Genomic DNA, 16,511 nt, shown 5'->3' with positions numbered 1-16,511 from the left:
CTTTCGGTCACGTTCCCGTGCCGACATAGCAGAACCACGCGCGAGGGAAAGGTGAGCGGGGGCAAAAGAGATTGTCAGCGCGGGGCCGCTTCTTTACCATTTCGACACAGGCAATCGGCAATCCGTCAGGACAGAACACATGAGACGCGCAGGCATCACCCTTGCCGCCGCCATTGCGGTCTTCGCCGCAGCGGCGCTGGCGCAGGACAGCGAAACGCAGACCAAGCAGTTCGACGATGGCGGGGTTTACGAGGGCAGCTTTGTCGACGGGCTGCGCCATGGCACCGGCACCTACAGGCTGCCGAATGGCTTCGAATACACCGGCGATTGGCGCGCCGGCGAGATCGAGGGCAAGGGCGTGGCGCGCTACCCTTCGGGGGGCGTGTACGAGGGCCAGTTTTCCAAGGGCAAGCCCGAAGGCATGGGCAAGATCGTGCTGGCCGACGGGTCGGTCTATGAAGGCTCGTGGCTGGACGGCAAGATCACCGGGCGCGGCGTCATCCAATACGCCACCGGCGCGCGTTACGAGGGCAGTTTCCGCAATGCGCTGCACCATGGCCGCGGCGTGATGACCACGCCCGACGGCTATCGCTATGAGGGCGACTGGGTCAATGGCACCGAAGAGGGCAACGCCACCATCACCTATCCCGACGGGTCGGTCTATGAGGGGCGGGTCGCCAACGGCAAGCGGTCCGGCCAGGGCACGCTGACCATGTCCGACGGGCTGATTTATGCGGGCATGTGGCGCGAGGGCCAGCAGGACGGTCAGGGCAAGCTGACCCTGCCCAACGGCGATGTCTACGAGGGCGCGCTGGTGGACGGGCGCCGCGATGGGCAGGGGCGCGAAACCTATGCCTCGGGCGATGTGTACGAAGGCAATTTCGACAATGACCAGCGGCACGGGCAGGGCGTGTTCATCGGCGCCGATGGCTACCGGCTGGAAGGCAACTGGGTCGCGGGGCAGATCGACGGTCAGGGCCGCGTCACCTATCCCGACGGTTCGGTCTATGAGGGCGAGATCCGCGGTGATCTGGCCAACGGTCGGGGCCGCACGGTCTATCCCGACGGGTCCACCTATGAGGGCGATTGGGTCGACGGCGTGATCGAGGGCACGGGCACCGCCACCTACAGCAACGGCACCGTCTATTCGGGGGATTTCGCGAATGCGCGTTACGACGGGCAGGGCACCATCACCTACGCGGACGGCTACACCTATACCGGCGACTGGAAGGACAACCGCCGCCACGGGTCCGGCACCGCGACCTATGCGGACGGCGCCGTCTATACCGGCGATTTCCGGGAAGATCAGCGCCATGGGCAAGGCCGCATCACCATGCCCGACGGGTTCACCTATGAGGGCGGCTGGAGCGATGGTCGCTTCGAGGGCGACGGTCTGGCGACCTACAGCAACGGCGACGTCTACGAGGGCCGGTTCGAGGACGGCAAGCGGCAGGGCCCGGGCACGCTGCGCTATACCTCTGGCGAGGTGGTGTCCGGCGACTGGATCAGCGGCGTTCTGACCACCGCGACTCCGGTGTCTGTCGACAAAGAGAAAGACCCGGCGCCAGAGACGACCGGCGACTGATCCCGCCCCGGCCGTGCTGCCGCGGCGCGCGCCGGTCTTGTGCGCAAGGTGCCTATTTGCCCCAGCCCGGCGGCAATCCACCCAGCCTGCGGCGGCGTGTCATTGACCCGGGCGGCGCGGCGCGGTCAACCTACTGTCATGGACGATTCCGCCGCCAGCGTGCCCCCCCTTGCCCCCGAACGGCCCGATCCCGGCCAGTCCGATCCTGGCCAGTCCGATTCCCGCCAGTCCGATTCCCGCCAGCCCGATTCCGGGCGCAACGGACCGGGCCGGCGGGCGCTGTCCACGCGCGACTGGCTGCGCGCGCTTTGGCGCACCTGGCTGCGCATGGACGAACGAAACCTCGGTCTGATTTCAGCGGGGGTCGCGTTTTTCGCTTTCCTGTCGCTGTTTCCCGCGATTTCGGCGGTCATCGCCATCTGGGGCTACTGGGCCGACCCCGTGGTGATTTCGGAACAGATGGAAATCGTGCGCGAGATGATGCCCGAGCAGGCCTATGTGCTGCTGTCCGAACAGGTCACGGCGTTGATTTCGACCAACCGCTCGACATTGCAATGGGCGTCGATCATCTCGATCATGGTGGCGATCTGGTCGACGCGGGCATCGGTGGCGGCGCTGATCCGGGGGCTGAATACGGTCAGTGACACGCCGCACCGCGAAAATGTCATCAGGCGGCTGCTGGTGGCCGTGGCATTGACGATACTGTTGGTGATTGTGGCGCTGGTTGCCTTTGCGGCCGTGGTCATCCTGCCGGCAGCGTTTTCGTTTCTGGGCCTTCCGCTGCATCTTGAACTGATTGCGTCGACCCTGAAATGGCTGATCCTGCTGGGCGTGGTGTTCTTTGCCATCGCGCTCTTGTATCGCTACGGGCCCAATCGCAGATCGTCGCGGATGCGCTGGTTCACACCGGGCGCGGTGCTGGCGCTGCTGGCCTGGGCTGCGGGGTCCTTTGCGCTGACGCTGTATGTGCGCAACTTCGACCGCCTGAACGAGGTCTACGGATCGCTGGGCGCGGTGGTGGCCTTGCTCCTGTGGTTCTATGTCAGCGCGCTGGTAACGCTGCTGGGTGCGCAGCTGAACGGCGAGCTTGACCGCCTGCGCCGCGACCGCCCGGACCGAAGCTGAAAAACCCGCAGGGCGCCGGAACCCGTGCGCGGGGCTGGCGTTATCAGTACAAGGACGCCTGTACCGTCCTGTCCCTCAGCGGGTCGCATTCCTGTCCCTCCCACTCTGCGCGACCCGCTCCTGACACCCCGCTTTCCTGATCCGGAGAGCGGGGTTTTTTCTTGTGCGCCCGCTTCGGGCACCGCCGCGCGCGTGCGGGCGCGGGCAAGGCCGGCATCGCAAAGTCGCAGGGTCAGGCCGCGCGCACCGCGGGCTTGGCAGGCGGCGACGAGCTGTCCCCGAGGATATCGAACAGTCGCAGAAAAATCAGCGTCACCGGGATCGCGACGATCCCGCCGATCGGTCCCCATAGCCACAGCCAGAAGATCAGCGCGGCAAACAGCAGGAACGGGTTCATCTGAATGTGCTTGCCGACCATCGTGGGCGTGACAAACTGTGCCTCTGTCATGTTGCAGGCAAGATAGATCGCCATCGGCACAAAGGTCGCGATGCCATCGTAATTGACGATGCCCGCCAGCAGCAGGCCCGCCGCCATCGCCGCAGGTCCAAGATACAGCACGAAATTCAGCAGCGCCGCGGCGACCCCCCAGACCACCGCGCCGGGCAGTCCGTAGGTGATAAGCGCGACCCCGACTACCAGCCCAAGCCCGGCGTTGACCATCGAAACGGCGGCGAAATAGCGCGATACCATCGACTCGGCGGCATAAAACCGTTCGAGAAACCGATGGGTTTCGGCGCCGGTCCCAAGCCGGCCCGACATCCAGCGGTAGATCGAACCGCGCGTCAGAAGAAAAAAGAACAGCCCCCCGAGAAACACCAGCATCTGCGCAAAGATCGCCGGGGCAAGCCACATCGCGTCGGTCAGGCTGGGCAACTCGGCGACCCGCTGCGCGGTGGCCTGCGCATCGGCGCCAAGCGCGGCCTTCATTTCGTCGTTCATATCGCCGATGCCCTGTATCAGGCCGCGATATTCAAAGACCAGCTTGCGGATCTCGTATCGGATCGACGGAAGCTGGTCGATGGCGGCGGTGACATAGGGCTCGATCACGAAGACAAGCGCGGCCATCGCGAAAAAGAAGGCGATGATGATCGACAGCGCAACAACGCCGCGCGGAATGCGCAGGCGTTGCATCCGGTCGGCGAGGGGGGCGACGATGACGCCCACCACAATGGCAAGCACCAGGGGCGCGGCGATGTCCTGCGCGTATTTCAGGCCGACAAGGACGACACCCGTCGCCACGATCACGGCAGACACACGAGACACCTGATCGGAGGCGATACGGGTTTGTTTCATGACCGGACAACCACCGGCCGAGACGATCGGTTCCGACCTTGCGCGGCGATATTTTCCGGCCCCGTATGCGCGCGCCCGTCTGTAGGCCTGCTTGTGGGCCTGCTTGTGGAACTCCGGGGCGGTCGCCACGTTTCATCCGCACATCACAGCAACGCAGGCGATCATGACACCCTCTGAAATCAGGCCCGTCGGCGATATCGTCGACCGGCTGGACGTCGCGGTCGAACGTGGCGCCCTGTCGGTCGGCACGATGATCGAGGAATTCGGCGACAGCTCGTTTCTGCCGGCGCTGATGATACCGGCGCTGCTGGTGGTGTCCCCTCTGTCGGGGATTCCGCTGTTTTCGACCGCGTGCGGGCTGATGATCGCCTTCATCTCGGCGCAGATGATTCTGGCGCGCGATCATCTGTGGCTGCCGTCGCGGATGATGCGGCTGCACATCGATCAAGGCCACGCCCGCACGGCGCTGAAGACATTGCGATGCATCAGTAACTGGCTTGACCGCAACGCGCGCACGCGGATGCGGATGATGACCTCGGCGCCCGCGCGCTCGGGGCTGAAACTGCTGTGCCTGCTTTGCGGTGCGGCGATGCCGTTTCTGGAACTGGTGCCGTTCTCGTCATCGCTTCTGGGCGGCGCCGTTGTGCTGATGGCGACGGCGCTTCTGGCACGCGACGGGCTGTTCGCGCTGGCGGGCAGCATCGCCGTGCTGGGCGCGGTATTCATCCCGCTGACGGTGCTGGGCGTGGTCTGAGCCGTCTTCAGATCATCGCCGCAACGGTCAGCACCAGCACGACAACCACGCCGACCCCCAGTAGCCAGGTGAACAGTTTCGTCGCGGACCGGCCGCGTTTCCGGTCCGCCGGGGATTGCGGGCGCTTGACGGGGCGGTCGGCATAGCCTGCGTCTCCGGGGCCGGCGCGGGTGTCGTGTTTGTCGGATGTCATGACATCGTCTCCTTTTCCAGAGGGGTCTCGCGCCCCTCGGACGAAAACGATCCAGCCTTGCTCGCGGTTCCCGCCGTCGCCTGATCGCCGGTTTCGCGCCAGCCGCCGTCACCGAAGCGAAACGTGCGCCTGCCGGCAAAGGCAAACCGGCCGCCCCGTGCGACCATCCGCGTGACGTCGGCGGTATGGATTGTGAGGTCAAGCAGCGCGAAATCGTTTTCCTGTCCGCGCAGCCGGGTCGATAACCCCGTACCCACATGCACCTGAAGGATCTGCCGCCCGAATTTCGACGACAGGAACGGCTCTGTCCGCCAGCGGTGCAGATGCCCCGACAGCACGACCTGGGCCCCGCATTCCGCCAGCTGTTCGATCCCCGCCTCGGCGCCCTTCATCAGGCTCTTGGCGACATCCGCATCCTGTTCGAACGGGTGATGCGCCAGCACGACCCGCACGCCGGGCGCATCGGTCAAAAGGTTGCACGCCTGGCGCAACTGCATCCAGCGCACCTTGCCGCGCTGCACACGGAACCGATCCACCGTATTCAGGCCGACGGCGATGAAGTCATCGGTTTCGTGAACCGTCAGCAGGTCGCTGGCGATGTGTTTGCGGTAGCGCGCATAGGGACGCATGAACCGCAGCCAAAGGTTGTCGAGCGACACGTCATGGTTGCCCGGCACCGACAGCCACGGCGCGTCGAGCTGGTCAAGGAACGCCCGCGCGTCGCGATACTGGCCGCGACGCGCGCGCTGGGTAAAGTCGCCGGTAACGGCGACCAGATCGGGCTGTGCCTCGTTCAGGGCCTCGACCAGAGGGGCCAGAAGTTCGGGGTCGCTGCGTCCGAAATGCAGATCCGAGATATGGGCGATGCGGGTCATGAGCGGGCGTCGTCCTTGTCTTTCAAAGAGGTTTGGGGCACCAGAACCCGCAGCGGGCGGTCGCGCAAGCGAATGCGGATCGGGGTGTGCATCAGGCTTTTTTCGCCGTCGCGAGCCACCAGAGCACGCGCCCGCCCGGTCCGAATCGTGATGTCGCGCCCGGTGACCAGATCGAAATCCTCACCGATCTGCGCCGCCCCCCCGGCAAGCTTCAGGGCGGTACGAACCAGTTCCATGGTGCCGGTGTGGCGGGCGGTGAACAGCGCGAAATCTCCGTTGCGGATCGCGTCGACACCGGCAAGGTTGAAGCGCTCCAGCTGGAAGGCGCTGTTGGCGACAAACACCAGCGGGGTGCGCAGACGCGTCTCGCGCCCATCGACGGTCAGCGACAGTTTCAGCGGGCGGCGCATGCCGCTGAGCGTCAGCAGCACCGACCAGTAGGCGGCAAGACGCGACCGGCCCCACCGTGCATAGACGCTTTCGCGCCGTTGCAGGATCAGCGGATACACCCCCAGGCTGGTGTTGTTCAGAAACACCTCGCCGTTGGCTTCGGCCAGCGAGACGTCGCGCGGGACACCGGAGGCAAGGGCGTTCACCGCGCCGTCGGCGTCTTCGGGAATGCCAAGCCCACGGGCGAAATAGTTGAACGTCCCCTGCGGGATGATCCCCATGGGCACATCGGCGGCGTGGGCGGCGGTGGCGACCGCGGCTATGGTGCCGTCGCCGCCGGATGCGACGAGAACATCGGCGCCGGTACGGGCAAGCGCCTCGGCCGACGCGTCTTCGAGCGGCTGTTTGCGAGGGGGGACGACGATCCGGGCCGAAATTCCGGCGGCATCGCACAGCGCCGTCAGCTTCGCGCGTCGCGCGTCCTCACCCTGATCGCCGGACCGGCCGTTGAGGATGATGCAATATTTGCGGTCGCGTTGCACGTCGGTCCTCTCCGGTCTGGTAAGGAAGCAACGCGTGCATCGGGTAGGCGGTTCCCGCGCCTGCCCTTCGGGCATCGCCCCCCGCCCGACCGCACAAAATCGCCCGTTGTTTGCCAAAGAGATGCACCGAATGGCAAAGATTCGCATTGAAATGACCGCCGGCGAAGACCACCTTGTCTGATACACCCGCAAAACCCTGGAAAGGACAGGCCCTACAGATGGCAACGCGCCCGGAGCCTTTGAAGACCGTTATCCTCGTCGCGCACGGAAGCCCGTCCGACCCCGACTCGCAGGAATCCGCCCTGCGCGAGCTGGCGTCGCGCGTCCAAAGCGGATTGACAGGCTGGCGGATCGGCAGCGCCACGCTGGCCGCCAAAGGCCGTCTGGAAGAAGAGGTCGCGAGGCTGGGCACCCCTCTGATATACCCGTTTTTCATGGCACGCGGATGGTTCACCGGACAGATGCTGGCCAAGAAGGCCCGCGTCATGGGATTGACCATGCTGGACCCCTTCGGGGTCGAACCAGAGCTTGTCGCAAGCGCCCAGAGCGAACTGAGGGCGCTTCTGGCGGAAAAGGGCTGGGATGCACCGGACACTGCGCTGGTCGTTGCCGCCCATGGCAGTGCGGTGTCCAAGACCAGCGCCGACAGCGCCTATGCCTTTGCGCGTGCACTGCATTCGGGCCTTGGGTTTCGCGATACGCGCACCGGGTTCATCGACCAGCCGCCGTTTCTGAAAGACATCGCGCAGGGGGCCGGGCAGGCGATCTGCTTGCCCTATTTCGCCCAGAACTCGGGCCATATCGAAGACGACGTGCCTGCCGCGCTGTCGGCGGCGGGCTTTGACGGGCCGGTGATGCCGCCCTTCATTTCCTGGTCCGACACGGCCCGGCTGATCGGCGACAGTATCGAACGCCAATCCCCCGAAATTCCGGCCCGGGCGGACTGAGCGGTGCGTGCGATCCGACCCGCTGTTCCCGACGACGAACCGGCGATCCGCGCCTGCGCGCGTGAGGCTTACATTGGCTATGTTCCGCTGATCGGGCGCGATCCGGCGCCGATGCTGGCCGATTTCGCAACCCAGATCGCGGCGCATGACATCCATGTGGCAACCGACGATTCCGGCACGCTGCTTGGGTTTGTCGTGTTTCGCTTCGGCGCCGGCCATATGCTGCTGGAAAACGTGGCGGTGCGCCCCGATGCCGCCGGAAAGGGCGTGGGCAAGGCGCTTATCGGGCATTGCGAAACCAGCGCGCGCGCGGGTGGCGCGCCGACGGTGCAATTGTATACCAATGCAAAGATGACCGACAATCTGTCGATCTATCCGCACCTTGGCTATGTCGAAACCGACCGCCGACATGAGGACGGTTTCGACCGGGTCTATTTCGAAAAGCGTCTGACCTGAGCAACCCCCGAGCTGCCCCCCCGACCTGCGTGTCCTCCGGCCAGAGCCGTTCTGGCCAAAGCACCAGTGATCTGCGCGGCCTAGTGCGCCTCGGCCCAGTTGCGCCCCTTGCCCGCGTCGACCACCAGCGGCACGTCCAGCTTGACCACCGGTTCGGCGGCGCCTTCCATCACGCGTTTTGCGGTGGCGATGAGGTCGTCTTCGGCGCCGGTGTCGACCTCGAAAATCAGTTCGTCATGCACCTGTAGCAGCATCGTCGCGGGGATGCCTGCGATGGCTTGCGGCATCCGGATCATCGCGCGGCGGATGATATCGGCGGCGGTGCCCTGAATGGGCGCATTGATCGCGGCGCGTTTGGCGAAACCGGCGCGCGGCCCGCTGGCGGAAATCTCGGGCGTGTGGATCACCCGGCCGAACAGGGTTTCGACGCGCTTGTGTTCCTTGGCGAATGCAGTTGTGTCGGCCATGTAGGTCTTGATCCCCGGAAAGCGTTCGAAATACCGGTCGATGAAGCCCTGCGCTTCGGAGCGGGGAATGCGCAGGTTGCGCGCAAGGCCAAAGCCGGAAATGCCGTAGATCACGCCAAAGTTGATCGCCTTGGCCTGACGGCGAATATCGGGCGTCATCTCGTCCATCGGCACGTTGAACATTTCCGACGCGGTCATGGCGTGAATGTCCAGCCCGTCGCGAAATGCCTGCTTGAGCGCGGAAATATCGGCCATATGCGCAAGGATGCGCAGTTCGATCTGGGAATAGTCGAGCGACACCAGCGCGCGCCCCTGTGGCGCGACAAACGCCTCGCGGATGCGTCGGCCCTCTTCGCTGCGCACGGGGATGTTTTGCAGGTTGGGGTCGGTCGATGCCAGCCGCCCCGTGCTGGCCCCCGCGATGCTGTAGGACGTGTGAACCCGGCCAGTATCGGGGTTGATATGCCCTTGCAGCGCGTCGGTGTAGGTGGATTTCAGCTTGGAAATCTGGCGCCAGTCCAGCACCCGGCCCGGCAGGTCGTGTTCGGTCGCGAGGTCTTCAAGCACATCCGCGCCGGTTGCATAGGCGCCGGTCTTGCCCTTTTTGCCGCCCGGCAGGGACATTTTGTCGAACAGGATCTCGCCCAGTTGCTTGGGAGACCCGACGTTGAACTTTTCCCCCGCAAGCTCGTGGATCTCATCCTCCAGCTGCGCCATTTTCTGGGAAAAGGCGTTGGACATGCGGCTCAGCGTTTCGCGGTCGACCTGCACGCCGGCGCGTTCCATATCCGCCAGCACGGGCACCAGCGGACGTTCCAACCCTTCGTACACGCGGGTGACGCGGGCGCGGTGCAGCTGCGGTTTGAACAGCATCCACAGGCGCAGGGTGATGTCCGCATCCTCGGCGGCGTATTTCACCGCGTTCTCGATTGGCACCCTGTCGAAGGTGATCATGCTTTTGCCGCTGCCCAGCAGCGACTTGATCGGGATCGGGGTGTGCGACAGGTAGCGGTCGGACAGCGTGTCCATGCCATGCCCGTGCAGGCCCGCGTGCATCGCGTAGGACATCAGCATCGTGTCGTCGATGGGCGTGATCCCGATGCCGTAGCGCGACAGCACCTTGGCGTCGTATTTCATGTTCTGCCCGATCTTGATGACGCTGGGGTCCTCTAGCAACGGTTTGAGCAGCGCCAGCGCATCGTCCAGAGGCATCTGCCCTTCGGCCAGATCGTCATTGCCGAACAGATCGTCGGTGGCGGTCGCGCGGTGGATCAGCGGGATATAACAGGCCTGCCCCGGCTCAATCGCCAACGAGACCCCGACCAGATCGCAGGTCATCTCGTTCAGGCCGGTGGTTTCGGTATCCACCGCGACCCAGCCGCGCTGATGCGCTTGGGCGATAAACGGCGTCAGGTCGTCGGCGGTCTTGATCCAGACATAGGCGGCGGGGTCGATGGGCGGAAGGTCGGGCGCCTCTTCGGTGGTTGCAGCCTGCGGAGCGGTTTGGGGAATGGCGGGCGCCTCGGCATTCAGCGAGATGGCAATGCGCTTGGTCAGGGTTCGGAATTCCATGTCGGTCAGGAACGCCAGCAGAGTGTCCGCGTCGGGTTCGCGCACCTCAAGATCGTCCAGCGTGACATCATCCATCGTCATCTGGTCGTCCAGCTGCACCAGGCGCCTGGACAGCTCGATCTGGTCGCGCTTTTCGATCAGGGTCTGGCGGCGCTTGGGCTGCTTGACGGTGTCGGCCTGATCCAGCAGCGTTTGCAGATCGCCGTATTCGGAGATCAGCAGGGCGGCGGTCTTGATGCCGATGCCGGGCGCGCCGGGCACGTTGTCGACCGAATCCCCGGCCAGAGCCTGCACATCGACGACACGGTCGGGCCAGACGCCGAATTTCTCGAACACCCCGTCGCGGTCGATGATCTTGTTCTTCATCGCGTCGAGCATCACCACACCGTCGCCGACAAGCTGCATCAGATCCTTGTCCGAGCTGACGATGGTCACAGCACCGCCTGCTTCGCGGGCCTGCCGGGCCAGCGTGGCGATGATGTCGTCGGCCTCGAACCCCTCTTTTTCGATGCAGGCAATGTTGAAGGCGCGGGTGGCATCGCGGGTCAGCGGGATCTGGGGGCGCAGATCCTCGGGCATGGCCTCGCGGTTGGCCTTGTACTGGTCGTAGAGATCGTTGCGGAAGGTGTGGCTGCCCTTGTCAAAGATCACCGCGACATGGGTGGGCGCATCGGGGCCGGCGTTGTCCTCGACATATTTCTGAAGCATGTTGCAAAAGCCCGAAACCGCCCCGATGGGCAACCCGTCGGATTTGCGCGTCAGCGGCGGCAGCGCGTGGTAGGCGCGGAAGATGAAGGCCGATCCATCGATCAGGTGCAGGTGGCAGCCCTTGCCGAATTGGGTCATGGTCGCGTCTCCCGGTGCTGTGCGCTGGGACCCGGTTTGCCACGGGCGCGGCGCGCCTGCCAGAGGGAATGGGCGGGCGGTAAGGGCAGAGGGGGGCGCTGCCCCCCGCGCGACGCGCTCCCCCCGGAGTTTATCCGGCAAGATGAAGACGGGGCGCGGCGCGCAGGCTTCATCTTGCCAGAAAAACTCCCGCCGGAGGCAGGCCGGATTTCGCGGCCAGGCGCGATTTCCGGTCAGGGCTCAGCCGCTGCCGATGAGCACGCCTGCCGCGAGAACCAGCGCGCCGCCCAGCACAACCTGCATCGAGGCCCGCCAGAAAGGGGTTTCCATGAACCGGTTTTGAATCCAGGCGATGGCCCAGAGTTCGAAGAACACAACGACCCAGGCGATGCTGGTCGCCGTCCAGAAATGCGGGATGAGATACGGCAGCGCGTGGCCCAGCCCGCCCACCGTTGTCATGACCCCCGACGCGATGCCGCGTTTTATCGGAGAGCCGCGGCCGGACAGCGCGCCGTCGTCCGAGGCCGCTTCGGTGAAGCCCATCGAAATGCCTGCGCCAACCGACGCCGCGAGTCCGACCAGAAAGGTGGTCCAGGGGTCCTGCGTGGCAAAGGCGGTAGCAAAGATCGGGGCCAGGGTCGACACCGACCCGTCCATCAGCCCGGCAAGACCGGGTTGCACCCATGTCAGTACGAACTGACGGTGGGCCTGGCGGTCTTCGTCCTCGCGGGCGGGGGTGTCGAGATGGGTGCTTTCCAGTTCCTGCGCGCGTTCCTCGTGGCGGGCTTCGGCGGCGGCGAGGTCGCCCAGCAGGCGGCGCGTTGCGGCATCGCTGCTGTGGCGCGCCGCTTCGTGGTAGAAGCGTTCGGCGTCGTGTTCCATCGCTTCGGCCTCGGCGCGGATACGTTCCAGCGGCAGGTTCCGGGTCAGCCAGACCGGCCGGCGGGCGTAGAATCCGGCGACATGTTCGCGCCGGATCAGCGGGATGACGTCGCCAAAACGAACCCGATGGGCGGCGATCAGCGCCTTGCGGTGGGCGTCTTCCTCGTCGGCCATGCCGTCGAAGATTCTTGCGCTGTCGGGAAACTCCGGGCGCAACGCTTCGGCGTAACTGCGATAGATGCGCGAGTCGTCTTCTTCGGAAGAGATCGCAAGGGCCAGCACCTCTTGTTCGCTCAGATCCCTGAACCGTCGGCGTTGATTGAAGAAGCGCATGGGGCGACCCTTATTGATTAGAACCATTCTAAATTACGACACATCCTACCGGATGCAAGGGAAAATCGCCGCCGGTTGGCCCGCCGTTGTGCGTGCGTCCATGATGTTGCGCAAGGGGGCGCGTGGCCTTGCCGGATCCGGGGCGCGCGCGCTATGCTGAACGGGGCAGGAGGTATCGGAATGCAGGATGGCGCGGTGATCGCAAGGCGCGGCCGCAAGTACGAACAGGTGCTTCGGGGCGCGGGCGAGGTGTTCCTGCGTGACGGGTTCGAAGGCGCAAGTGTCGATAACATCGCGCGCGCGGCCGGGGTGTCCAAGGCCACGCTGTACAGCTATTTTCCCGGCAAGCGCCTGCTGTTCATGGAAATGGCCCGCCAGCAGTGCGCCCGCCGGGCGGATGAGGCGCTGGCAGCCATCGACCTGCACGCGCCGCCCGACGTCGTGCTGCGCGAGGTTGGTTACCGGTTTGTCGACCATATCCTGTCAGACGAATCGCAGCGGGTGTTCCGCATCTGCGTCGCCGAAGCCGACCGCTTCCCCGAGCTTGGTGCAGAGTTCTACCACAGCGGGCCGCGCCTTGTGCACAACGAGATGTGCGCCTATTTCGCCGCGGCCATCGCGCGCAAGGAGCTGGTCATCGACGATGTCGCCCTAGCTGTCGCCCAGTTTTCCGAGCTATGCAAGGCGGATCTGTGGCTCAAGCGGGTGTTCGGCGTGCAGACGCGGTTCAGCGCGGCCGACATCGGGCTGGTCGTCGACGCGGCGGTGACGACCTTTCTTGCCCGATACGGCGCCCTGGCCCCCCGCGATCCGGGGGCGCCTTAATCCAGCCTGCGCACCAGCAGCTGATTGCCGGGGCCGCGTTTGGTTTCGAACACCTTGAGCTCGGCCACCAGATCCGACAGCTTGCGCTTGCCATAGGTGCGGGTGTCGAAATCGGGGTTGGCGGCGGTGATGAACTGGCCGAGCTGGCCCAGCGTGTACCAGTCGTCTTCCTGTTCGATCGCGTCCATCGCGGTAAAGATCAGGTTGCGCGCCTCGTCCAGCTTGCCGGTGGGCTTGGGTTCGCGGTTGCCAGGTTTCTGTTCGGGCGCGCCGTCCAGGTTTTCCAGAAAGATGAACCGTTTGCAGGCCTTTCGGAAGGCGTCCGGCGTCTTTTGCATTCCCATGCCATAGACATCCAGCCCCTGTTCGCGGATGCGGCTGGCAAGGCGGGTGAAATCGCTGTCCGAACTGACCAGGGCGAATCCATCGAACCGCCCCGTGTGCATCAGGTCCATCGCGTCGATCACCAGCGAAATATCCGATGCGTTCTTGCCCACCGTATTGGCGGGTGAATGCAGCGGCACAAGGCCGAACTCGGCGGTGATCTTGGACCAGCCCGACATCTGCTGGCTGGAAAAATCGCCATACAGGCGCCGCACGCTGGCTTCGCCCAGCGAGGCAAGCTCATCAAAGATCGCCTTGCAGTATTTCGGAGACGTATTGTCGGCGTCAATCAGAACGGCGAGCAGGCGTGGCGCATCGGCCATCAGAGGTCCTTTCCGGCGGAGACATCCGCCACAAGTGTCTTGTACATCACCAGCGCATCCACATAGCCCCTGGAGGGGTGGAGAAAAGCCTGCGGCAAACGCCCGACGATGTCGAATCCGCCTCGTTCCCACAGGCCCACGGCCCGGGTGTTGGTCGAGACGACGAAATTGAATTGCATGGCGCGATAGCCCGAGGTGCGTGCCGTGTGCAACGCGTGTTCCAGCATCCGCCGCGCCACCCCGCGCCCTTTTTGCGCAGGATCGGTCACAAAGCCGCAGTTGCAGACGTGGCTGCCCCCGCCGCCCTGGTTGCGCACCAGATAGTACGAACCGGAAAACTGCCCGCCAAGGATGGCGCTGTACACCTGACGCCCCGATCCCGTCCAGTAGGCAATGGCGTCGTCGCGGGTAATGCCGGTGTCTATCGCATAGGTGTCGCCGGCGCGGAACACCGGTTCCAGCACGCGCCAAAGCGCGTCGCGGTCGCGGGGTTCAAAGCTGCGAATCGTCAGGTCGGTCATTCCAGTCCCTCGGTTTCGATATGGATCAGCGCGCCGCAATGCTTGCAATGCACCGCGTCGCGGTCATGCAGCGACAACCCGCAGCTGCGGCAGGTTTCGCGCACCTTGGTGGGGCGGAACAACACCTGCGCCAGCCGCAGAAACAGTGTCACGCCAAAGATCATCACCACGACCGAGATCAGCCGCCCGAGCGATCCCTGCAACGTGATATCGCCAAAGCCGGTGGTGGTCAGCGCGGTAACGGTGAAATACAGCGAATCGGCATAGTTGCCGATATCGGGGTTGCGCCCGTGTTGCGTGGCATAGACCAGCCCGGTCATCACGAAGACAAACACCAGCAGGTTCAGCGCGGCGACGAATTCATCCTGATAGCGGCGAAAGAACGGGATGTCTTGCCTGAGCCGCGCCATCAGGTGATAGGTCCGCAGGAAGCGCAGCGTGCGTACCACCCGCAGGAACCCCAGCCCCTCGCCTGCGAGCGGTGCCAGGAACGACACGATCGACACCATGTCTGCCAGCGTCACCGGCCGGATCAGAAACCGCAGCCGGTTGCGTTCGATCAGCAGGCGGGCCGCGAAATCCGCAAGGATGCAGACGCCGAAAATCATGTCCACGATTTCGACGATCGGGCCGTGGCTGGTGAACGATGTGGCAATCACGAACAAGATCGTCACCACGTCAAAGGCAAGCAGGCCATAGCGAAAGCGATGCGCGCGGTCGCTGTGGCCTTCGTAAAGCTCTTTTACCTTGCCGAGGGCGCCGCCCGTCATGTTGATCCTGTCGAAAGTTTCTGTGCGGACAACCTATATGGCCGTGCGGTGGGACCGGGCAAGTCGCTATCGCAGGGGAGGGCGGTGCGTCAGACTTCCCCGGCCAGACGCTGATCGCTGCATGGGGGGGCGCTGACCGCGTCTGCGATGCGTAACACCTGAAAGGCGCCGTGGGGATTGCGGAACCTGGTCCGGGGGCGTCCGTCGATCAGCGCCGCGTGATCCACCGCCCTTGGTTCATCTACTGCGGTGTTTCAGTGTGAAATGCAGATCGTGCAACGGCATGGCGCCATGGTCCATCGTCTGGTCATCGGACGCTTCGCTGGTAACGCCGCTGTAATCGGGGCCGACGGTGGCCTTCAGCCGGGTGCCATCGCGTCTGATCCCCGGCCGCCTGCGGGTGACAGTGAATGTCGTGTCCCTGTCCTGAAGCGCGCGCAGGTCGGGCCCAAGGTTCAACGCCATCAGGGCGGGGTGATCGCCGCTTTCGTCATGGACCGGAATATCCCGACCGGCTTCACATCGCCCGAGATCAGATCCCGGGTGCTGACCACCGGCGGTTGTTCCTGTCCGCTTTCGGACAGGTCGGTATTGGGCGGGCCCGCCGGTGACGACGACCACCACATCGGGGTGCAACCCGGCGCCGGCACCGGATTCGGTCCAGAGAATGATCCGGAACTTCGCATCGTGGGCTGCGGCTTGACGCCCCCGCGAAATCCAGATGCAGCGCGTTTTCATGCATCGCGCGGGGATCAGATCGGTCATCGCGGGGTCGGAATGGATGCGCCCCCGCACGACGCTCAGGAAATCGACCATGCCGTTGTGAGCGAGGCGCCTGGAGATCTCGATCCCCCCATCCGGCGTCATGCCGCCCGCCTCGGTCTCATGCGCCCCTAGCGTGGCCCGATGATGGACGCGCGCGGATTCCGGCCAGCACATCCGTCAGCGGCTTTATCCGGCTATCAAGCGTTTGCCCGCCATATGGCCCATCCGGATCGTGGGCCAGAGGCGACCAGAACTGGCCCGGCCGGTGCCCGAACACCTGCAATCCGGTCCCGTCCATGCCGGCGTCCTTCATCCGCCCGGTCGCGCCGGGGAAATCGCCGGAGATTCGTTCGATATCCCAATCCTTTGCCGGCTTGGGAAACGCCCTGCGCGCCGGTTCGCGGCGCCTGTACGAGAAACCCGAGGACAGCCGGACGCCCTTGCCCCGTCCTCCGGTGCGGCGGCCAAGCTGGGTCGGCTCGATCATCACCGCGCCGCCGTAGCCGCGGCAGGCATGGGGCAGTTGCCGGATGTAGGGCAGACCTCCTCGTCCTTGTTGGTGAGGGTGTTGTTGAACACCGGCGGGCTGTCCCGCCACACCGCCGCCGCCGGCGCGTTCGGCATGACCGGCAGTGGAACGCGCTTTGGGCATGACGTCGTCC

General features: G+C 64.8%; 17 protein-coding genes. 6 read left to right on the top strand and 11 right to left on the bottom strand.

Annotated elements, in window-relative coordinates; translation table 11 throughout:
* The first annotated feature begins 139 nt into the window (after positions 1-139).
* On the top strand, positions 140-1,585 hold the full coding sequence (locus ATI53_RS09130) for an MORN repeat-containing protein (protein ID WP_009504224.1): 1,446 nt from the start codon (positions 140-142) through the stop codon (positions 1,583-1,585).
* Positions 1,586-1,723: 138 nt separating this feature from the next.
* A complete protein-coding gene (locus ATI53_RS09125; protein WP_111550238.1) occupies positions 1,724-2,710 on the top strand; it encodes a YihY/virulence factor BrkB family protein in 987 nt (328 codons plus the stop codon).
* A 232-nt stretch (positions 2,711-2,942) separates the two neighbouring features.
* Here ATI53_RS09125 and ATI53_RS09120 read toward each other — a convergent pair whose 3' ends face one another.
* Entirely contained in the window at positions 2,943-4,004 is a 1,062-nt protein-coding gene (locus ATI53_RS09120) for an AI-2E family transporter (RefSeq protein ID WP_240778564.1), read from the bottom strand.
* Positions 4,005-4,167: 163 nt separating this feature from the next.
* On the opposite strand from ATI53_RS09120, the gene ATI53_RS09115 reads away from it, so the two are divergent.
* Entirely contained in the window at positions 4,168-4,758 is a 591-nt protein-coding gene (locus ATI53_RS09115; protein WP_009504221.1) for an exopolysaccharide biosynthesis protein, read from the top strand.
* A gap of 7 nt (positions 4,759-4,765) precedes the next feature.
* Here ATI53_RS09115 and ATI53_RS09110 read toward each other — a convergent pair whose 3' ends face one another.
* Genes ATI53_RS09110 through ATI53_RS09100 form a run of 3 tightly spaced genes read right to left on the bottom strand, consistent with a single transcriptional unit; the run spans position 4,766 to position 6,758 of the window.
* Positions 4,766-4,951: a hypothetical protein gene (locus tag ATI53_RS09110; RefSeq protein ID WP_009504220.1), complete on the bottom strand. Its 186-nt coding sequence runs from the start codon at positions 4,949-4,951 to the stop codon at positions 4,766-4,768.
* The gene (locus ATI53_RS09105; RefSeq protein ID WP_009504219.1) at positions 4,948-5,826 is read right to left on the bottom strand and encodes a metallophosphoesterase family protein; all 879 of its coding nucleotides are present in this window, start codon (positions 5,824-5,826) and stop codon (positions 4,948-4,950) included. Before ATI53_RS09105 ends, ATI53_RS09110 begins: the two co-directional genes overlap by 4 nt.
* A complete protein-coding gene (locus tag ATI53_RS09100; protein ID WP_111550236.1) occupies positions 5,823-6,758 on the bottom strand; it encodes a diacylglycerol/lipid kinase family protein in 936 nt (311 codons plus the stop codon). The genes ATI53_RS09105 and ATI53_RS09100 overlap by 4 nt, the downstream gene beginning before the upstream one ends.
* Before the next feature lie 218 nt (positions 6,759-6,976).
* Between ATI53_RS09100 and ATI53_RS09095 the strand changes: the two genes are divergently transcribed.
* Together ATI53_RS09095 and ATI53_RS09090 are read left to right on the top strand one after the other, a co-directional pair.
* A complete protein-coding gene (locus ATI53_RS09095) occupies positions 6,977-7,705 on the top strand; it encodes a sirohydrochlorin chelatase (RefSeq protein ID WP_009504217.1) in 729 nt (242 codons plus the stop codon).
* Positions 7,706-7,708: 3 nt separating this feature from the next.
* Positions 7,709-8,161: a GNAT family N-acetyltransferase gene (locus tag ATI53_RS09090; protein ID WP_009504216.1), complete on the top strand. Its 453-nt coding sequence runs from the start codon at positions 7,709-7,711 to the stop codon at positions 8,159-8,161.
* A gap of 80 nt (positions 8,162-8,241) precedes the next feature.
* On the opposite strand, the gene polA is transcribed toward ATI53_RS09090, so the two are convergent.
* Both polA and mbfA read right to left on the bottom strand, forming a co-directional pair.
* A complete protein-coding gene (gene polA, locus ATI53_RS09085) occupies positions 8,242-11,046 on the bottom strand; it encodes a DNA polymerase I (RefSeq protein WP_111550235.1) in 2,805 nt (934 codons plus the stop codon).
* 240 nt (positions 11,047-11,286) lie between these two features.
* Positions 11,287-12,261, bottom strand: coding sequence for an iron exporter MbfA (mbfA, locus tag ATI53_RS09080; RefSeq protein WP_009504214.1), 975 nt, complete (start codon positions 12,259-12,261; stop codon positions 11,287-11,289).
* A gap of 180 nt (positions 12,262-12,441) precedes the next feature.
* On the opposite strand from mbfA, the gene ATI53_RS09075 reads away from it, so the two are divergent.
* Positions 12,442-13,086, top strand: coding sequence for a TetR/AcrR family transcriptional regulator (locus tag ATI53_RS09075; protein ID WP_009504213.1), 645 nt, complete (start codon positions 12,442-12,444; stop codon positions 13,084-13,086).
* On the opposite strand, the gene ATI53_RS09070 is transcribed toward ATI53_RS09075, so the two are convergent.
* The 5 genes from ATI53_RS09070 to ATI53_RS24280 all read right to left on the bottom strand — a co-directional run bounded on the left by ATI53_RS09070 (position 13,083) and on the right by ATI53_RS24280 (position 16,501).
* Positions 13,083-13,793: an NYN domain-containing protein gene (locus ATI53_RS09070; RefSeq protein ID WP_009504212.1), complete on the bottom strand. Its 711-nt coding sequence runs from the start codon at positions 13,791-13,793 to the stop codon at positions 13,083-13,085. The two genes, ATI53_RS09075 and ATI53_RS09070, sit on opposite strands and share 4 nt — an antisense overlap.
* Positions 13,793-14,314, bottom strand: coding sequence for a GNAT family N-acetyltransferase (locus tag ATI53_RS09065; RefSeq protein ID WP_009504211.1), 522 nt, complete (start codon positions 14,312-14,314; stop codon positions 13,793-13,795). Before ATI53_RS09065 ends, ATI53_RS09070 begins: the two co-directional genes overlap by 1 nt.
* Positions 14,311-15,084, bottom strand: a complete 774-nt coding sequence (locus tag ATI53_RS09060; protein ID WP_111550234.1) for a potassium channel family protein — start codon at positions 15,082-15,084, stop codon at positions 14,311-14,313. Before ATI53_RS09060 ends, ATI53_RS09065 begins: the two co-directional genes overlap by 4 nt.
* A gap of 237 nt (positions 15,085-15,321) precedes the next feature.
* Positions 15,322-15,951 (bottom strand): hypothetical protein, encoded by a 630-nt coding sequence (locus ATI53_RS24285; RefSeq protein ID WP_311135987.1) that lies wholly within the window; start codon positions 15,949-15,951, stop codon positions 15,322-15,324.
* Between the two features lie 16 nt (positions 15,952-15,967).
* Positions 15,968-16,501 carry a beta/alpha barrel domain-containing protein gene (locus ATI53_RS24280; RefSeq protein ID WP_311135986.1) on the bottom strand — a complete coding sequence of 178 codons (534 nt, stop codon included), beginning with the start codon at positions 16,499-16,501 and terminating at the stop codon, positions 15,968-15,970.
* Between the last annotated feature and the right edge of the window lie 10 nt (positions 16,502-16,511).

Origin of the sequence: Salipiger aestuarii (genome assembly GCF_003259905.1) — a bacterium.
GTDB classification, from domain to species: domain Bacteria; phylum Pseudomonadota; class Alphaproteobacteria; order Rhodobacterales; family Rhodobacteraceae; genus Salipiger; species Salipiger aestuarii.
Note: the sequence above shows the minus strand (reverse complement) of the source record. Positions and strands in the feature narration are given on the sequence as shown.